The sequence below is a fragment of the Deinococcus soli (ex Cha et al. 2016) genome (genome assembly GCF_001007995.1).
Taxonomy (GTDB): domain Bacteria; phylum Deinococcota; class Deinococci; order Deinococcales; family Deinococcaceae; genus Deinococcus; species Deinococcus soli.
Genome location: NZ_CP011389.1, coordinates 2,039,744 through 2,057,538 on the forward strand (window position 1 = coordinate 2,039,744; position 17,795 = coordinate 2,057,538).

Annotated in this window: 18 protein-coding genes; 15 read left to right on the forward strand and 3 right to left on the reverse strand. The window is 69.9% G+C overall.

The genetic code is table 11. The annotated features are described in order from the left end of the window. Nucleotides 1-8 precede the first annotated feature (8 nt). The 5 genes from paaA to SY84_RS16530 all read left to right on the forward strand — a co-directional run bounded on the left by paaA (nucleotide 9) and on the right by SY84_RS16530 (nucleotide 3,481). Nucleotides 9-983, forward strand: a complete 975-nt coding sequence (gene paaA / locus SY84_RS10100) for a 1,2-phenylacetyl-CoA epoxidase subunit PaaA (RefSeq protein WP_046843897.1) — start codon at nucleotides 9-11, stop codon at nucleotides 981-983. Nucleotides 984-1,108: 125 nt separating this feature from the next. Then, the gene (locus SY84_RS10105) at nucleotides 1,109-1,699 is read left to right on the forward strand and encodes a phenylacetic acid degradation protein (protein WP_046843898.1); all 591 of its coding nucleotides are present in this window, start codon (nucleotides 1,109-1,111) and stop codon (nucleotides 1,697-1,699) included. Continuing rightward, nucleotides 1,696-2,487 (forward strand): 1,2-phenylacetyl-CoA epoxidase subunit PaaC, encoded by a 792-nt coding sequence (gene paaC / locus SY84_RS10110; protein WP_046843899.1) that lies wholly within the window; start codon nucleotides 1,696-1,698, stop codon nucleotides 2,485-2,487. The genes SY84_RS10105 and paaC overlap by 4 nt, the downstream gene beginning before the upstream one ends. Nucleotides 2,488-2,516: 29 nt before the next feature. After that, complete coding sequence (gene paaD / locus SY84_RS10115) at nucleotides 2,517-3,029, forward strand: 1,2-phenylacetyl-CoA epoxidase subunit PaaD (RefSeq protein WP_046843900.1); 513 nt, start codon at nucleotides 2,517-2,519, stop codon at nucleotides 3,027-3,029. Further along, nucleotides 3,026-3,481, forward strand: coding sequence for a hypothetical protein (locus SY84_RS16530; RefSeq protein WP_162200798.1), 456 nt, complete (start codon nucleotides 3,026-3,028; stop codon nucleotides 3,479-3,481). Before paaD ends, SY84_RS16530 begins: the two co-directional genes overlap by 4 nt. Nucleotides 3,482-3,516: 35 nt before the next feature. Here SY84_RS16530 and map read toward each other — a convergent pair whose 3' ends face one another. Then, on the reverse strand, nucleotides 3,517-4,260 hold the full coding sequence (map, locus tag SY84_RS10120; RefSeq protein WP_046843901.1) for a type I methionyl aminopeptidase: 744 nt from the start codon (nucleotides 4,258-4,260) through the stop codon (nucleotides 3,517-3,519). A 159-nt stretch (nucleotides 4,261-4,419) separates the two neighbouring features. Here map and paaZ point away from each other — a divergent pair, with 159 nt between their 5' ends. The 3 genes from paaZ to SY84_RS10135 all read left to right on the forward strand — a co-directional run bounded on the left by paaZ (nucleotide 4,420) and on the right by SY84_RS10135 (nucleotide 9,432). Continuing rightward, the gene (gene paaZ / locus SY84_RS10125; RefSeq protein WP_046843902.1) at nucleotides 4,420-6,519 is read left to right on the forward strand and encodes a phenylacetic acid degradation bifunctional protein PaaZ; all 2,100 of its coding nucleotides are present in this window, start codon (nucleotides 4,420-4,422) and stop codon (nucleotides 6,517-6,519) included. 49 nt (nucleotides 6,520-6,568) lie between these two features. After that, nucleotides 6,569-6,961 carry a glyoxalase gene (locus SY84_RS10130; protein ID WP_046843903.1) on the forward strand — a complete coding sequence of 131 codons (393 nt, stop codon included), beginning with the start codon at nucleotides 6,569-6,571 and terminating at the stop codon, nucleotides 6,959-6,961. Nucleotides 6,962-7,116: 155 nt separating this feature from the next. After that, entirely contained in the window at nucleotides 7,117-9,432 is a 2,316-nt protein-coding gene (locus SY84_RS10135; protein ID WP_046843904.1) for a DUF937 domain-containing protein, read from the forward strand. 107 nt (nucleotides 9,433-9,539) lie between these two features. On the opposite strand, the gene rpmF is transcribed toward SY84_RS10135, so the two are convergent. After that, complete coding sequence (gene rpmF / locus SY84_RS10140) at nucleotides 9,540-9,722, reverse strand: 50S ribosomal protein L32 (RefSeq protein ID WP_046843905.1); 183 nt, start codon at nucleotides 9,720-9,722, stop codon at nucleotides 9,540-9,542. 235 nt (nucleotides 9,723-9,957) lie between these two features. On the opposite strand from rpmF, the gene SY84_RS10145 reads away from it, so the two are divergent. After that, nucleotides 9,958-10,620 (forward strand): trimeric intracellular cation channel family protein, encoded by a 663-nt coding sequence (locus tag SY84_RS10145; protein WP_046843906.1) that lies wholly within the window; start codon nucleotides 9,958-9,960, stop codon nucleotides 10,618-10,620. 61 nt (nucleotides 10,621-10,681) lie between these two features. Continuing rightward, nucleotides 10,682-12,022, forward strand: a complete 1,341-nt coding sequence (locus SY84_RS10150; RefSeq protein WP_046843907.1) for a deoxyribodipyrimidine photo-lyase — start codon at nucleotides 10,682-10,684, stop codon at nucleotides 12,020-12,022. A 28-nt stretch (nucleotides 12,023-12,050) separates the two neighbouring features. Here the strand turns inward: SY84_RS10150 and SY84_RS10155 are convergent, their stop codons facing one another. Further along, nucleotides 12,051-12,611 (reverse strand): hypothetical protein, encoded by a 561-nt coding sequence (locus SY84_RS10155; protein WP_046843908.1) that lies wholly within the window; start codon nucleotides 12,609-12,611, stop codon nucleotides 12,051-12,053. A 125-nt stretch (nucleotides 12,612-12,736) separates the two neighbouring features. On the opposite strand from SY84_RS10155, the gene SY84_RS10160 reads away from it, so the two are divergent. The 5 genes from SY84_RS10160 (at nucleotide 12,737) to SY84_RS10180 (ending at nucleotide 17,772) form a co-directional block, all read left to right on the forward strand. Beyond that, nucleotides 12,737-13,753 carry an MBL fold metallo-hydrolase gene (locus tag SY84_RS10160; RefSeq protein ID WP_046843909.1) on the forward strand — a complete coding sequence of 339 codons (1,017 nt, stop codon included), beginning with the start codon at nucleotides 12,737-12,739 and terminating at the stop codon, nucleotides 13,751-13,753. An 80-nt stretch (nucleotides 13,754-13,833) separates the two neighbouring features. Next, the gene (locus tag SY84_RS10165; protein ID WP_046843910.1) at nucleotides 13,834-14,619 is read left to right on the forward strand and encodes a phosphotransferase enzyme family protein; all 786 of its coding nucleotides are present in this window, start codon (nucleotides 13,834-13,836) and stop codon (nucleotides 14,617-14,619) included. Further along, nucleotides 14,616-15,281, forward strand: a complete 666-nt coding sequence (trmH, locus tag SY84_RS10170) for a tRNA (guanosine(18)-2'-O)-methyltransferase TrmH (RefSeq protein WP_046843911.1) — start codon at nucleotides 14,616-14,618, stop codon at nucleotides 15,279-15,281. The genes SY84_RS10165 and trmH overlap by 4 nt, the downstream gene beginning before the upstream one ends. Before the next feature lie 219 nt (nucleotides 15,282-15,500). After that, nucleotides 15,501-16,319 (forward strand): TerC family protein, encoded by an 819-nt coding sequence (locus SY84_RS10175; RefSeq protein WP_046843912.1) that lies wholly within the window; start codon nucleotides 15,501-15,503, stop codon nucleotides 16,317-16,319. 220 nt (nucleotides 16,320-16,539) lie between these two features. After that, nucleotides 16,540-17,772, forward strand: coding sequence for a 2,3-bisphosphoglycerate-independent phosphoglycerate mutase (locus SY84_RS10180; protein WP_046843913.1), 1,233 nt, complete (start codon nucleotides 16,540-16,542; stop codon nucleotides 17,770-17,772). The last annotated feature ends 23 nt before the right edge of the window (nucleotides 17,773-17,795 follow it).

Sequence of the window (17,795 nt, forward strand, 5' to 3'; positions counted from 1 at the left end):
TTGTCCCCATGACCCACCCCACCCCCGCCCAGACCGGTATCACACCCGGCGAAACCGCCGAGCAGCACGCCCACTTCGAGGCCCGAATCGCCCGCGGCGAGAAGATCGAGGCCGGTGACTGGATGCCCGCCGAGTACCGCCGCCAGCTCATCCGCATGATCAGCCAGCATGCCCACAGCGAGGTCGTCGGCATGCTCCCCGAAGGCGAATGGATCACCCGCGCGCCCAGCCTGAAACGCAAGACCATCCTCATGGCGAAAGTCCAGGACGAGGCCGGGCACGGCCAGTACCTCTACCACGCCGCCGAAACGCTCGGCGCCACCCGCGAGGACATGCTCCAGGCCCTCCTGAGCGGCAAGGCCAAATACAGCAGCATCTTCAACTACCCCACCCACACCTGGGCGGACGTCGGCATGATCGGCTGGCTCGTGGACGGCGCCGCCATCAAGAACCAGACCATGCTCGCCGGGTGCAGCTACGGTCCGTACAGCCGCGCCATGGTCCGCATCTGCTCGGAAGAGACCTTCCACCACAAGCAGGGCAAGGAAATGATCGTCGCCTACGCCCAGGGCACCCCCGAACAGCGCGCCATGGCGCAGGACGCTTTAAATCGCTGGTGGTGGCCCGCCATGATGATGCTCGGCCCGCACGACGCCGACAGCCCCAACAGCGGCGTCCTCACGAAATGGGGCATCAAGCTCAAGAGCAACGACGAGGTCCGTCAGGAATTCATCAACGAGCATGTCCCCGAACTGCTCGAAGCGGGCCTGACCATCCCCGACCCTGACCTGCACCAGGACGAGCAGGGCAACTGGCGCCACGGCCCCATCCAGTGGGACGAGTTCTGGGCCGTCATCCGCGGCGAGCAGGGCCTGAACAAAGAACGCCTCGGCGCCCGCCAGCAGGCCCATGATGACGGCGCCTGGGTGCGCGACGCCCTCCAGGCCTACGCCGACCGGCAACGCGCAGTCGCGGCCGACTGAACCCCTCCGCCCCTTCGGGGCACCTCCACTCAAAGGGGAGGCAATGCATATCCCTGGCTCCCCTTGAGGGGAGCTGTCAGCGAAGCTGACTGAGGGGTCGCCCCCCAGCTGCGAAAGGAAACCCAATGACTCAACCTCAATCCCCTTCCTCCGATACGCAGTGGCCGCGCTGGGAGGTGTTCAAGCAGGACGCCCCGGGCCGCCCGCATCAGGCGGTGGGGAGCGTGCACGCGGGTGATCCGCCGCATGCGCTCCTCACGGCGCGGAACGTGTTCGTGCGCCGCCCGGCGGCCGTGAGCCTGTGGTGCGTCCGTGAGGACAACATCCTCACCGCCACGCCCGAGGAACTGACCACGAATCCCGCGCTGCTGGACACGCCCGGCGAGCCCGGGACGTACCACGTGGGCGTGAAACGTACGAACAAGCGCAGCATGACGTTCGTGGACCTCAGCGGCACCGTGCAGGCCAGCGGGGGCGGCAACGCGCTGCGGCAGGCGCAGGTCATGCACCCCGACGTGCTGGCCTGGATGGTCTTCCCGGACACGGCGGTCGTCCGCACGGATGAGGACCCCGGCACCGTCGAGAGCTGGTTCGCGCCCGCAAAAGACAAGACGTACAAGCAGCAGCAGCACTACGGCGTGATCGGCCGGCACGTCGGCGAACTGAAACGCGCCGGGCTGATGCCGGGCCGCGCCGCCAGCGAGGAAGGCGCATGACCCCCACTCCATCCATCAGCGGGACCGAACTGACCGACACGCAGACGCAGGCGCTCCTCCTGAAACTCACGGTCCTCGCCGACGACGAGATCATCCTCGCCCACCGGAACGGCGAGTGGACCGGCCACGCCCCCATCCTGGAAGAGGACATCGCACTGGCGAACATCGCGCAGGACGAACTCGGGCACGCCGGACTGTACCTGAGCCTCGCGCAGACCCTCGGCGGCAGCGACCCCGACCGGGTGGCGTTCTGGCGCGGCCCGGACGACTACCGGAACACCCGCCTCGTGGAACTCCCGAAAGGCGACTGGGCGTTCACGATGGTCCGGCAGTTCCTGTACGACACCTCCGAGGCCCTGTGGCTGGAGGCCGCCACCCGCAGCACCTACGCGCCCCTCGCGGAGATCGCGGCGAAAGCCGTGCGCGAGGAGAAATTCCACGTGCAGCACACCGCGCTGTGGGTGGAACGCCTCGCGCTGGGCACACCCGAGAGTGAACGCCGCACCCAGGCCGCCCTGACGGAACTCTGGCCGCACGCCGCGCAACTCTTCCAGCCGGTCGAGGGTGAAGCGGCCCTGACCGCTTCCGGCATCCTTCCCGACCTGAACGCCGTGCACGCCCGCTGGACCGATCTCGTCACCCGGCACCTCGTGGACAAGTGCGGCCTCACCCTCCCCGACGCCCCCACCACCCAGCCCGGCCGCGACACGCACACCCACCACCTCGCCCCCCTGCTGGAAGAGATGCAGAGCGTCGCCCGACAACACCCCGACGCCGAGGTCTGGTGAACAGGTTGAAGGTTGATGGTCAACAGTTGATGGAAGACTCCACTCCATCAACTATCAACCATCAACTATCAACCATCTGGGGGGCCCTCGCCCAGATTCCCGACCCCGAGATTCCCGTCGTGAGCATCACGGACATGGGCATGGTGCGCGACGTGACCGTGGGCGACGCGGGGCGCGTGACGGTGACGTTCACCCCCACGTTCAGCGGCTGCCCCGCCCTGCACGTCATCCGGGAGAGCATCGAGCAGGCCGTGCGCGACCTGGGCGTCACGGACGTCGAGGTCCGCAGCACCCTCACGCCCCCGTGGACGACCGACTGGATAGGCGACGACGCGCGTGAGCGCCTGCGGCAGTACGGCATCGCGCCCCCCGCCCCCACCGGGGAAGGGCAGCTGATTCAGCTGGACGCGGAACCCACCCGCTGCCCCCGCTGCGGCAGCCTGAACGTCCGCATGACCGCCTCGTTCGGCCCGACCCTCTGCAAGCGCATGTACGTCTGCGACACCTGCCGCGAACCCTTCGAGGGCTTCAAGAGCGTATGACTGAGGGACACGCAAAGGTGGCGCGAGTCGTCCAGGGCATTGGGCACTTTGCCGAAGTCAGCTTGAGAGTGAGCAAAGCAAATACGCCCGGATACGGCAGAGTTCAGTTTTTGTGTACAGGTAAGGGATTCGTTGGGCAGGGTTACCTAGAAGAAGTGTCTCCAGAGGGGTATGAGGACTGGAAAACGGGAGCAGAAGCCGGCGTGCTTTTTGCTCTTAAATGCTCCGATTGGACCGCAGATGTCTACGTGGATGCCATTTCTGGTCTCTCCAGCGATACCAATGAATGGACTGTCGCAGAGGCGGCAGCAAAAGCTGTCTGGAACGCACTCGAGACAAACCTTGACAGTCAGGTGTTGGCACGTTTGGAGCATCTGGTTGACCGCAGTTGGTGTGAAGAAGGCCTCCGACTTGATGATCTCGAATCGCTCTTATTGGGACAGATTGGCTGATGCAGCAAGTGTCCGCCCTGATCACTCTGAGGGCATTACGCCGTCAATATCACCGGTTTTCCTTTGGTGATCATGATGGTGTGTTCGACGTGGGCGGCGAGCCCGCCGTCGGTGGTGGCGAGCGTCCAGCCGTCGCGGCGGGTGCGGACGCGGGGGCTCTTGCCGGTGCTGATCATGGGTTCCACGGCGATCACGAGGCCCTCGTGCAGCGGTTTTCTCAGCGTGGGCCGGTAGTAGTTGGGGACGTCGGGTTTCTCGTGGATGGCGCGGCCCACGCCGTGCCCCTGAAGTTCTGGCAGGAGCGTGAAGCCCCGGCGCTGAACCTCGGTCTGGATGGCGCGTCCGATGCCGTTCAGGGGTTGCCCGGCGCGGGCGGCGTTCAGGCCGCGCGCCAGGGCCGCCTCGGCCGCCTCGATGAGGCGGGCGGCGGTGGGGGAGACGGGCGGCACGGCGACCGTGATGGCGGCGTCCGCGACGAACCCGCCGACGTTCGGCGTGACGTCGATGCACACCACGTCCCCCGCCTGAAGCGGGCGGTGGGTGGGCAGGCCGTGCACGATGTCGTCGTTGACGCTGATGAACACGTTCACGGGCGCGCCGTACTCGGCCCGCGGGGCGGAGAACGCCCCGAACTGAGCGAAGACCTGCCCGGCCAGGGCGTCCAGTTCGGCGGGCGTCACGCCGGGTTCGACGGCGGCGCGCAGGGCGTCGAGGGTGCGGGCGACGACCTTCCCGGCGAGGGTCATGCCGTCCAGTTCATGCTGCGTGGTGATCGTCATGCGGCAGTGTAAGCGCGTTGTTGCAGTTGGGACTGTGGTGGGGCGGGGAAACATGCGGTTCACCGCCCCCCTTGAGTGGATGCGCGCAGCGCATGTTCGCCCGGCTTCACCCTCGACATCAGACCGAATCGTCTTTCTCTCTCCAAGGAGCGTTTCTTTGTGACTCAATCAATTACTTCTGATCTTCTTCGTCCGGCGTCGTACGTGTCGGGTTCGTGGCATGCGAATGCGGATGGGCAGGTGCTGGTGGACGCGGTGTATGGGCGTCCGGTGGCGGTTATTTCGTCGGAGGGCGTGGATTTTGCCGAGGCGCTGGCGTACGGCCGGCGGGCGGGTGGGGCGCTGCGGCGCATGACGTTCCACGAGCGGGCGCGGGCCTTGAGGGCGCTGGGCGCGTACCTGATGGAGCGCAAGGAGGCGTACTACGCCCTGAGCGCGCTGACCGGGGCGACGCGGCGGGACTCGTGGGTGGATATCGAGGGTGGGATTGGCACGCTGTTCAGTTACGCGAGTGCGGCGCGGCGGGAACTGCCGGACGAGCGCTTCTGGCCGGACGGGAAGGTGGAGCGGCTGGGGCGGGAGGGGACGTTCGTGGGGCGTCACCTGCTGGTGCCGCGTGAGGGTGTGGCGGTGCAGATCAATGCGTTCAACTTCCCGGTGTGGGGGATGCTGGAGAAGTTCGCGCCAGCCTTTATTGGTGGGATGCCGAGTCTGGTGAAGCCCGCGCCCCAGACGGCGTACCTGACGGAGCGGGTGGTGCGGGACATCGTGGCGTCGGGCCTGATTCCGGAGGGGACGCTGCAACTGGTGACGGGGGAGCCGGGGTCGTTGCTGGATCACGTGGAGGAGCAGGATGTGGTGGCATTCACGGGGTCGGCGGCGACGGCAGCGAAGTTGCGGGTGCATCCGGCGATCGTGGGGCGGTCGGTGCCGTTCAATGCGGAGGCGGACAGCCTGAACGCGTCGGTGCTGGGCCTGAGCGTGAAGCCGGAAGACCCAGAGTTCGCGCTGTTCGTGCGTGAGGTCGCGCGGGAGATGACCGGGAAGGCCGGGCAGAAGTGCACCGCGATCCGCCGGGCGCTCGTGCCGTCGCATCTGGTGGAGGCGGTGACGGAGGGTCTGCGCCGCGAGCTGGCGAAGGTGACGCTGGGTGACCCGGCGCGCGATGACGTGCGGATGGGCGCGCTGGTGAGCGTGGAGCAGCGCGAGCGGGTCCGCGAGACGCTGGAGAAGTTGCAGGCCGAGGCCCGCGTGGTGATCAGCGGCGAGGCTCAGCTGCTGGGCGGCGACCGCGAGAAGGGCGCGTTCCTCGACCCGACGGTGCTGCTGTGCGAGACCCCCCTGACCGCGCGGGGGCCGCACGAGCTGGAGGCGTTCGGGCCGGTGGCGACGCTGCTGCCGTACGACTCGCTGGAGGACGCCATTCACCTGACGAAGCTGGGCCGGGGCTCGCTGGCGGGGAGCATCGTGTCCCGTGACCGCGCCGAGGCGACCGAGCTGGTGCTGGGCATGGCGAGTTCGCACGGGCGGCTGCTGGTGCTCAACCGTGACAACGCGAAGGAGAACACCGGGCACGGGTCGCCGCTGCCGCAGCTCAACCACGGCGGGCCGGGCCGCGCGGGGGGCGGCTCGGAACTGGGGGGCCTCTCGGCGGTGCGGCATCACATGAACCGCGTGGCGGTGCAGGCCGACCCGACCATCCTGACCAGCGTCACGCGGGAGTTCGTGCCGGGCGCGCAGGTGCAGGAGGACGTGGTGCACCCCTTCCGCAAGTCCTTCGACGAGATTCAGGTGGGGGACAGTCTCCTCACGCACCGCCGGACCGTCACGGAGGCGGACATCGTGAACTTCGCGGGCCTGACCGGCGATCACTTCTACGCGCACGTCGATGAGATCGGGGCGCGGGAGGGCATCTTCGGGAAGCGCGTGGCGCACGGGTACTTCCTGATCTCGGCGGCGGCGGGGCAGTTCGTGTCGCCCGCGCCGGGCCCGGTGCTGGCAAACTATGGGCTGGAGAACCTGCGGTTCATCGAGCCGGTCGGGATCGGGGACACCATCCGCACCCGGCTGACCTGCAAGCGCAAGATCAGGAAAGACCTGCGCCCCGGCGAGACCCGCCCGACCGGCGTGGTCGAGTGGCGCAGTGAGATCACCAATCAGGACGGCGTGCTGGTCGCCACGTACGACATCCTCACGCTGGTCGAGCGTTCGCGCGACGGGTTCGACCCGCCCGCCGAGGACAGCAGCGTTCAGGCGTAAACCCAGCGCGTGACAGGGGCGGAGGGGGCGCGTGGCGTACCCTCCGCCCATGACTCTGATCACTGGACTGGATCATGTGCAGATCGAAGCCCCGGCGGGGTGCGAGGCACAGGCCCGCGCGTTCTTCGGGGTGTTCCTGGGCCTGCCGGAACTCGTGAAACCTGAGGCGTTGCGGCGCAATGGCGGCGTGTGGTTCGGCCTGCCGGACGGGCGGCAGCTGCACGTGGGCGTCGCGCCGGAGTTCGTGCCGCGCATGAAGGGCCACCCGGGCCTGCGCTGCGATGACCTCGCGGCTTTCACCGCGCACTGCGACCGGCACGGGATGCCCTACCGCGCCGATCAGGAGGCTGGGGTGGCACGCGTGTTCCTTCAGGACCCGTTCGGGAATCGGCTGGAGGTCGTGCAGGGCGCGCGTCCTGCCCGGATGGTCAAGGTTGGGTGAACCGCGTGGACGTGTCTGCCCCCGTTGGGCGGGTGGTACGGTGAGTCACCCGGACAGCCCACCCGCCTGATGTGAAGTCTTCTCCACGTCGGCGCGGGTGGCGCGGCGTTCGCGGCAACCGGCCGGTCCGGTCCTGAGCACCCCCTGGAGGCTTCATGAACTTCACTGAACTGCTGCATTCCTTCTTCGACGAGCCGGCCACCACGGAGCTGGGCCGCGTGGCGGGCCTGGATCCCGCTGCGGCCCGCCGCGTGCTGGAGACCGGTCTGCCTCTGCAGCTCGACGCGCTGGCCGCGCAGGCCGGCACGCCCGGCGGCGCGCACATCGCCGAGGCGATCGACAGCCTGCCGCGCTTCGAGAGCGTGCAGGGCGCCCTGAACGAACCGGACGGCGCGCAGAACCTCCAGCAGGCCGGTGAACTCCTAATGCCCGCGCTGCTGGGCGACCGGGCCGGGGACTTGACCCGGCAGGTCAGCGAGCGGACCGGGGTGGACGCGGGCGGCGCGGGCCGCCTGATGCAGATGAGCCTCCCGCTGCTGCTGAGCCTGCTGGGGCGGTCCGGCGTGACTGCCGGGAACGTCGGCCCGCTGCTGGGCGGCCTGCGCGGCACCCTGGCCGGTGGGCTGGGAGGCGCGTCGGCCGGTCTGAGCGGCCCCGCTTCTGGGCTGTCCGCCCCCGCGCCGTCCGTGCCGGGCCTGGACGTGACGCCCGCCCCGGTGGAGCACGGCACAGGTTCGGCTGGTCTGGATGCTGCCGGACTGGCAGCCCTGAGTGGCCCGGCCCTGCTGGACTGGCTGCGTGCGCAGTTCAGCGGGAAGACCGCCGACGCGCTGGGTGCCGCCGCCGGATTCACGGGCGGCGCGAGCGGCCGCGCGGCGCAGGCGACGCTGCCGGTCCTGCTGAGCGCGTTCGTGCAGCGTGCCAGGACGGATGCGGGTGCGCAGGATCTCCTGGCGCGCAGCGCGGCCAGCGCGGATCTGATCGGCGCGGACGGCACCCTGAACACCCGCGTGCTGACCGACCCGGCCGAGACGGCCCGCGTCGAGGGCCAGGGGCGCGGACTGCTGGGCAGCCTGTTCCCGAACCTGGACCCGGTCACGGGCCGCCTGGGGTCGGCGCTGGGCGGCAGCGGCGCGAGTGCCGGGCGCCTGCTGGCCCTGATGGCGCCCATGCTGCTGGGCCTGCTGGGCGCCCGCGCCCGCGCGGGTGGCCTGAACGCCGCGGCCTTCCGGGGCCTGCTGAGCGGCCTGGACGGCCACCTGACGGGCCTGCTGCCCGCCGGGCTGGGCAGCCTGGGGGCGCTGCTGGGCGCCGGGGCGCTGACCGGCGCGGCCGCCACGCCCGCCGCGTCAGCGCCGCCGCGCGCGGCCGCTCCGGTCGTCACGACGGCGCCGGTCTCACCGCCCCCACCGCCCGCGGCTGCGCCGGTCACGGCCGAGCGGCGCGGCGGCTTCCCATGGTGGATCATTCCGCTGCTGCTCCTGCTGGGCCTGGGGGGCTGCTGGCTGGTGAACCAGAACCGCGCGGCGCCGCCTGCCGCGACGGGTGAGGCGGCCGCGAGCATCGTGGTGACGAACCCCACGTCCGGCGCGGACCTCCCGGCCGAGCCGTTCACCATGAGCGGCACCGGCCCCGCGAACACTGAACTGACCATCTCGGATCAGGGGCAGGAGGTCGGGAAGGCCACCGTCGGCGCGGACGGCGCGTGGTCGGCGGAACTGCCCGCGCCCACGACGGGCGAGCACACGTACAGCGTGGACGGCGGCGGTGGCCGCAGCGAGCTGAAGGTGAACGTCACGGACGCCAGCGCGGGCACTGAGGGCACGGGCACCGACACCGGCAGCACTGATACCAGCACTGATACCGGCGGCACCGACACTGGCAGCACCGACACCGGCAGCACCGACGCGGGCGCCGCTGCGGGCACCTTCGCGATCAGCGCACCCGCCGCGGACGCCACGCTGCCCGCCGGGACGTTCACGCTGCGCGGCACCGGCACGGCCGGGCAGGAGGTCGAACTGTTCGAGGACGACACCAGCCTCGGTAAACTCACGATCGGGGAGGACGGCGCCTGGAGCTTCGACGTGCCCAGCCCCACCGCCGGGGCGCACACGTACACGGTGCGCGGCCCGGACGGCACGGACCTCGGGTCGGTCGCGGCGACCGTCAGCGCGCCCGCCGCGGACGCCAGCGCCGCCGACTGCACGGAGGCCTACACCCTGAGCATCACCGACGGGCAGACCGTGAACGAACCCTTCCGCTTCGGCGGGGTCGGTCAGGGTGAGGGGTACAGCGTGACCGTCAAGCGTGGAGAGCGCACCATCGGCACGAAGGACATTCCGCTGGACGCCACCTGCGGCTGGAGCTACCAGAGCAAGCCCGGCGCGGGCCAGATCACCTACGAGGTCCGCCCCCTGGGTGACGCGGCCGCCGCGCCCCTGAGCACCGTGAACCTCACCGTCGGGCAGTAAGGAACCGCCTTCAGGGCCTGCGCCTCCACCCGGAGGCCGCGGGCCTTTCGCTGCTGCCAAGGAAACACCCCCGCGCGGGGCGGGGGTGTTGTCCGTGCAGGCGGGGTTTAGACCGCGAGTACCTGACGGCCGTTGTAGTAGCCGCAGCTGGGGCAGATGTGGTGGCTGAGCTTCTTCGCGTGGCACTGGGGGCACTCGGTCAGGTTGGGCGCGACGAGGGCGTGGTGGCTGCGGCGCATGTCGCGCTTGCTCTTGCTGGTCTTCTTCTTGGGAACGGGGTGTTTGGCCATGTCTGTTCTCCTGGGCCACACGGCGTTTCCCGCCGGGGCGCGATTCTCGCCGGGGGGACCCAGTCGAGACAACAGGGGGGAGTATACCACAGCCTCGTCGATCCGGGACAGTGAGCCGCGCCTCGCTGTTCATGAAGCTGCGTGTTCCGCTCCGGGCCGGGCGCGACCCCGCCCGCCGGAGTCCATCTGGGGTGCGTGAAGCCGTGCCGCCAGGAGGCGTTTTACAGTGGGAGGCGTGCATGAACTCGAGTGGGCGCCCATCACGCTGGAGACCGGCCTGCGCGTCCTGGACCTGATCGGCGTGCTGGCCTTCGCGATGTCCGGCGCGCTGCTGGGCGTGCGCAAACGCTTCGATCTGTTCGGGGTGCTGGTGCTGGGCTGCGTGACCGCCGTGGGCGGCGGCGCGATCCGCGACACGCTGACCGGGCAGACCCCGCCGCTGTTCCTGCGGGACGAGACGTACCTGTACGCCGCGCTGCTGGGCTCCGGGCTGGCGTTCGCGTTCGGGACGCGCCTGGCCCGCTTCGAGCGGACCCTGAGCATCTTCGACACGGCGGGCCTGGGCCTGTTCGCGGCGTCCGGCGCGATCGGCGCGCTGAACTTCGGGCTGGGCCCGCTGGGCGTGGTGTTCGCCGGGATGCTGTCCGGCGTGGGCGGCGGCGTGATCCGCGACCTGATCGCCAACGAGGTGCCGGAGATCATGTACCGCAGCGAGCAGCTGTACGCCACCGCCGCCGCCGCCGGGGCGCTGACCGTGTGGTTGCTGTACCCGCACGTCACGCCGTTCCAGGCTCAGTTCAGCGGCGCGGTGGTCGTCTGGGCGCTGCGCTGGCTCTCACGGCGCGGTTGGGTGCGCCTCCCGGTCCGCCGCCTCCCCGAGGACACCCCGCAGGGTTGAGCCGGGGAACGGTCAGCGATCCCACCCCCGCGCGGGCCGCGCGACTGGTACAACGGCAGGCATGATCCATGACGCCCGCGTGCAGCTCCTGCGGCCCGGCACGCCCCGCCGGGAGGGATTCGTGCTGCTGTGGGTGCAGGCCAGCGTCCGCACCCGCGACAACCACGCCCTGGAATACGCCGTGCGCGAGGCCAACCGCCTGAACCTGCCCCTTGTGGCCACATTCGGCCTGACGCCCGGTTACCCCGAGGCAAACGCCCGCCACTACGCCTACCTGCTGGAGGGCCTGCGGGACCTGCGCGCCAACCTCGCCGCGCGGGACGTGCCGCTGCGCGTGACCCTGGGCAGCCCGCCCGAGGTGGCCCTGAATGCGGCGGGGGAGGGCGCGGCCCTGGTCGTGACGGACGTCGGGTACACCCGCCTGCAACGCGAGTGGCGCGAGTGGCTGGCCGACCGGCTCGACGTGCCGCTCGTGCAGGTGGAATCCGAGGCGGTCATTCCCGTGGGTGTGGTCAGCGGCAAGCAGGAGTACGCGGCGCGCACCATCCGCCCCAAGATCCACCGGCTGTGGCACGACTACCTCGTCCCGCTGGACACCCACGACCTGAAAAAGCGTGAGCGCGACTGGGACGACGGCGTGGACGTCACCGACCCCACCCGCCTCCTGAAGACCCTCCCCATCGACCACAGCGTCCCCCCCGGCGACGAGGAAGGCGGCGAGACCGCCGCCCACGACCTCCTGGAAGACTTCATCACCCGCAAACTCGACGGGTACGCCACCCGGCGCAACGACCCCACCGTGGACGGCAGCAGCCGCCTCAGCGCGCACCTGCACTACGGGCACCTCTCCCCGCTGACCGCCGCGCTCGCCGCGCGCGAACACCCCGGCCCCGACACCGACGCCTTCCTGGAAGAACTCATCGTGCGGCGCGAACTCAGCTTCAACTACACCACGTACAACCCCCACTACGACCGCTACGCGGGCCTCCCCACCTGGGCGCGCGCCACGCTGGAAGAACACGCCGGGGACCGCCGCGAACACACCTACACCCGCGCCCAACTGGACGCCGCGCAGACGCACGACCCGTACTGGAACGCCGCACAGCGCCAGATGACCCGCACCGGCCGCATGCACAACTACATGCGCATGTACTGGGGCAAGAAAGTCCTCGAATGGACCCCCACCCCCCAGCAGGCCTTCGACACGCTGCTGTGGCTGAACAACCGCCACGAACAGGACGGCCGCGACCCGAACTCCTGGGTGGGCGTCGGCTGGGTGTTCGGCCTGCACGACCGCCCCTGGACCCGCCGCCCCATCTTCGGCACGGTGCGTTACATGAACGCCGGCGGCCTGAAACGCAAATTCGACATCGAAAAATACGCCCGGCAGTGGGCGGAATAACCCCCGCTCGGCCTCTCAGGCGAGAGGGTCAACCTCCCCCGTTCCGCAGAGGCACAGGTGACAGAGAGGACAGTGGGGGCAGGAAGTCCAGCCGATTCCCCTGGGCGTCCGGAAGATAGAGCGCACCATCGTTCCATGGCTCTGCCCTCCGGACCACGCGTAGCCCATCCAGGCGGCAGCCCCGGCGCTGATCGGGAAGATCACAGGTCACCTGCCGCAGCTGCCCATCAAGGGACCTCATCTGGCCTGTCTGGAGCGCTGCCGCCTCAAAGAGATTGGCTCGCACCAGGGCCTCCAGTTCCCCGGCGGTGGGAACCCGCCCCGTCCAGCGGGTGAGCGCCGCCAGCAGGTTATGGTCTCCGGTCACCCCGGGGTAGATCAGGACGACCGGCCCTTTGACGTCACGCACCACGCGCTGCGCGGCCTTACAGAAGACATCCTCGCGGCCACGTGCACACAGGTCAATCCACCCGCGCGTAGACGAAGGCGCGTGGAGATCCAGCCCTGCCTGCCAGACGTAACCACCGATCAACAGCAGCGGCAGGCTGACGATGGTGCCCAGCGTGAGAACAGCAGGGGGCAGGTGCATGGTCTGACCCTACCGCGCCCCACAGACCGTTCCGTGAGGGTTTAGAGGCCAGCGTGAGGAGTCTCCTGCTGCGTGCACCACACTGAGGTGGAGTTCTGAGCATGTGCAGCCGCTAGAGTCCGCTCATGACCGACGCTGCCTCTCTTCCCGCGCTGCACGTGACGAGTGGTGGCACGCGCGTGTACACGTTGCCGGTGCGGGCCTTTCCGAACTTCCGCGCGAACGTGTACCTGCTCGTGCGTGGTGACGCGCATGCCCCGGCGTACGCGGCGCTGGTGGATACGGGCGGGGCTGGCCCGGACAGCCTGGGTGACCTGCGGGCGGGTCTCGCGGCGGTGCGGGTCGGGTACGGCGAGGCGGTGACTGTGGAGAACCTGAGCCGGATCGTGATCACGCATCCGCACCCGGACCACCTGGGCGGCCTGAGTGCCCTGCGGGAGCACACGGACGCGCCCGTGGCGGCGTTCCACTCGGCGGTGCCGTTCATCGAGCAGCCCGGTTGGGTCCGCACGGCGTGGCTGACCCTGCCCGATGCGCAGGCCGTGTGGCTGGGCCTGCCGCCCGGGGGTGAACTGGACGGCCGGATCCGCCGACGGGGTGCGAACCTCAGCGTGCCGCGTGCCCTCCCGGTCGCCACGCTCCTGCGCGACGGGGACGTGCTGGACGACCTGCTGCTCGTGATCCACACGCCGGGGCACGAGGGGAACCAGATCTGCCTGCGCGTGGACGACGTGCTCCTGAGTGCCGATCACCTGTTGCCGCTGAACTCCCCGCCGCTGATGCCCGCGCGGTTCCTGCCCGGCAGCGGCGTCGCGGCGTTCCTGCACTCACTGGACCGCGTGGAGGCGCTGGACGGCGTGACCCTCGCGCTGGGCGGGCACGACGGCCCCATGCATGACCCCCGCGCCCGCATCCACGCCCTGCGGACCCGCACGCACGAGAAACTGGACGGACTGCTGGCCGCCTGCACGCACCCCATGACCGTCCACGACCTGCTGCTGGCGCTGCACCCGCGCCTGCGGCCCATTCAGGCGGTGCTGCTGCTCGACCAGACCGCCGCCCTCGCGGAGCATCTGGTTGGAACAGGCGCGCTGCACGAAAGCACGCGCGAGGACGGCGCGGCGCTGTTCACCCGCGCGTGACCCCGCCCCCCGACCTGCTGCTGGACTGAGGCCTGCGCGACCCGCAGCCGCTGGGGGGCCGCCTGAACCGCCACTGGCAGGTGCGCGCTGGAACGGAGGTCGCCGCGCTGCGCCGCTGGCACGACCCACACGCGGTTCCGTACGAACTGGACCTGCTGACCCGCCTGACCGGCGGCGGACTGGACCTCCCCTGGCGGCTGCGCGGTCCCGCTGAACGGGAGGGGGCAGTGTGGACGCTGCACGACTGGGTGCCCGGTGACTCCGCCCCCCGCGAGGACGCCCGTGCGCGGGGCCGCTGGCTGGCAGACCTGCACGGGCGATGGGCGGCAGTGCTCCTGCCGGAGGATCGCCCCGGTTTCCCCGACGGGCTGGCGGTGCTGCACGACCCGTCCAGTGACGCGCTGCTGGACGCTCACGAGGCCGCGCGGCCGGGCTGGGTGGGTCTGCTGCGGGCGCACCTGCATGCCGCCCGCGCCGCCACCGCGCACGTCCGAGCACGGCCCCGGAGGCTGATCCACGGGGATTTCACGCCCTGGAACCTGCGCGTGCAGAACGGGCAGTGGACGGGCCTGCTCGACCTGGAATTCACGCGACCCGCCGATCCGCTGGCGGACTTCGCGCTGGTATGGCGCGGCGCGCACGACGACGTCATCCACGGGTACGCCGACGTGCGCCCCCTGAGTGTTGAGGACCGGGCGCTGATCCCGGCACTGTGGTGGGCGCACCTGCTGACTGGCGCGCTGCACGATCTGCGCGCCGGGACGCGGGATGACGGCTGGACGGCGCGGATGCTCGCGCGGCGCTCCCCGCTGATGGGGGCGCTCGGGGCGGCGCTGCCGGGCGTGCGGTACTCTGGAGCGTTATGACCCCGGAGCGTTACGCCAAGATCCTGCGCGTGCTGAGTAAGCGGCAGCCCACCCTGACCGTCCTGATGGACGAGGTGAACAAACCCCACAACCTCTCCGCGATCGTGCGGACCTGCGACGCCGTGGGCGTGCTGCAGGCGCACGCGGTGCCGCCGCGCGGTGGGCGACTCGTGGATTTCGACGGGCACACCTTCGAGGCCACCAGTGGCAGCGCGCACAAGTGGGTGCCGGTGCAGAAACACGCGGATGCCGTGGGGGCCGTGCGGGACCTGCAGGCGCAGGGCTTCCAGGTGCTCGCCACGCACCTCTCGCAGCGCAGCGTGGACTACCGCGAGATGGACTACACCCGCCCCACCTGCGTGCTGCTGGGCGCCGAGAAGTGGGGCGTGGGCGACGAGGCTGCCGAGGCCGCCGACCACAACATCATCATCCCGATGTTCGGCATGGTGCAGAGCCTGAACGTGTCCGTCGCTGCCGCGACCATCCTGTTCGAGGCGCAGCGCCAGCGGCTCGCCGCCGGAATGTACGACGCCCCGCAGCTGGGTGACGAGGACCTGCGCCGCTGGGCGTTCGAGTGGGCGTACCCCGACCTCGCCCCTGGCTACCGCGAGCGGGGCGAAAGCTACCCCGCGCTGGACGAGCACGGGCAGATCCTCGCCTGACCGGCCCCCGCTGCACCCGTCCGGGTGTCCCCCGGCGCGTGCTCACCTTGCGTGCAAAACGTTCACCGCTCAGCAGGGACAGAGGCGGGCCGCACCCGCTAGACTGACCTGCACACCGCGCCTCTTGAGCCGCCCCCGAGGCGGCTGTGGGGCCAGAGGAACGCCACACATGACCAACACCATTCCACAGGCGGCCCGCGCCGCCACCGGAGCCCGCTGATGTTCGGCCTGGAAATGCCGCCCCTGACGCCCGAATTCTGGGCGATTCTGGGTACCCTGATCCTCCTCGAAGGCCTGCTCTCGGCCGACAACGCCCTGGTGCTGGCCGTGATGGTCCGCCACCTCAAGGGTGACCTGCAACGCAAGGCGCTCGCCTACGGCATCGGCGGGGCGGTCGTCCTGCGCATCCTGGGCGTGCTGCTCGCCAGCTACATCCTCGAATACTGGTGGCTGCGTGCCTTCGGCGCGGCGTACCTCGCGTACCTGGCCATCTCGCACTTCCTGAAACACCGCAGCACCGAGGACGAGGCCGACGAGAAGAGCAAGGGCCGGGGCTTCTGGGCGACCGTCGTGCTGCTGAACCTCACCGACCTCGCGTTCAGCGTCGACTCGATCCTCGCGGGCGTCGCGCTGATCCCCCGCGGGATGCCGCGCGAGCAGGGCCTGACCATCGTCGTGATCGGCGGCATCATCGGCCTGATCCTCATGCGGATCGCGGCAACCGTGTTCCTGAAACTGCTGAACAAGTACCCCGCGTTCGACCACGTCGCCTACGCCCTGGTCGGCTGGATCGCCGTGAAACTCGGCCTGGAGACCCTGGAAGCCGCGCACGAGATCTTCCCCGCCGTGCCCTACTGGCACATGCCCACCCCGATCTTCTGGGGTGTCATGGCCGCCATCGGCATCATCGGCTCGTTCCTCGCCACCCGCACACCCGCCATGAGCGACGAGGCCGCCGAGGCGAAAGCCGAAGCCGTCGTCCACGAGATCGACGAGACGGTCGCCGACGCCAGCGACGGCCGCATCGACGGCCGCTGAACCCGAACGCCCTGCGCGGGCCGCTCCCCTCATCGGGACGCGGCCCGCGCCTTTCTGATCCCACCGGGGCGAGGTTGCACCCGGTTCAAGCCCGGCGGTGCCCGCCGCACTGCGCGCTGCCCAGCACGCCCAATCCAGCCTCAATCACAGGCCGTCACTGCCCGCACCTGCCCATATGCCCTGACGTGCCGCAGTTCGTGTCCAGCGTACACTGAACCCCATGAGCGACCTTCTGGACACCATCCGCGACCTGGCCAAACCGACCGACAGCAAGATCCTGATGGTCGTCCTCGACGGCGTGGGCGGCCTGCCCCTCGACACCAACGGCGACACCGAACTCGCCGCTGCGAAGACCCCCAACCTCGACGCGCTGGCCGCGCAGAGCCAGCTCGGGCAGATCGAACTCGTCGGGGCGGGCATCACCCCCGGCAGCGGCCCCGGCCACCTCAGCCTCTTCGGGTACGACCCCCTGAAGTACGTCGTGGGTCGCGGCGCCCTCAGTGCTGTGGGGATTGGCGTGAAACTCGGCGCCGGTGACGTCGCCGTGCGCGGCAACTTCGCCACCCTCGGCGAAGGCCGCGTCGTGCAGGACCGCCGCGCGGGCCGCCCCAGCGACGAGAAGAACGCCGAGATCGTGGGCAAACTCAAGGCCGCCATCCCCGACGTCGACGGCACCCCCGTCGAGATCTACACCGAGTCGGAGCACCGCTTCGTGGTCGTCTTCCGCGCGAACGGCGGCAGCCCCCTCGGCGCGAACCTCAGCGACGTGGACCCCCAGGCGACCGGCGTGCCCCCCATGACCGCCCAGGCCCACGACGACGCCAGCCAGAAAACCGCCGACCTCGTCAACGCCTTCGTGCAACGCGCCGAAACCGCCCTGAAGGACGAAACGCAGGTCAACGGCGTCCTCTTCCGCGGGTACAGCGACGTCCCCCACTTCCCCAGCTTCGACGATGCCTATCAGCTCAGGGCCGCCTGCATCGCCAGCTACCCCATGTACAAGGGCCTCGCCAGCCTCGTCGGCATGGACGTCCTCACCGTTCAGGGGGAAGAAGACGCCCTCGACGGCAAGGTCCAGGCCCTCAAGGACAACTGGAGCAAGTACGACTTCTTCTACTTCCACGTCAAGAAAACCGACAGCACCGGCGAGGACGGCGACTTCAAAGCCAAAGTCAAGAAGATCGAACTCTTCGACGCCCTGCTGCCCCAGCTCCTGGCGCTGAACCCCGACGTCATCGCCATCGTCGGCGACCACAGCACCCCCAGCAAACTCGCCACGCACTCCTGGCACCCCGTGCCGCTCCTCATCCGCAGCGACTACGGCCGCCGCGACCTCGCCCAGCGCTACACCGAGGATGAAGCCCTGAAAGGCAGCCTCGGCCTGCGCAAAGGCACCGACCTCATGCCGCTCCTCATGGCCAACGCCCTGAAACTCAACAAGTACGGCGCGTAACCAGAACCTTCCCCACGCGGCCC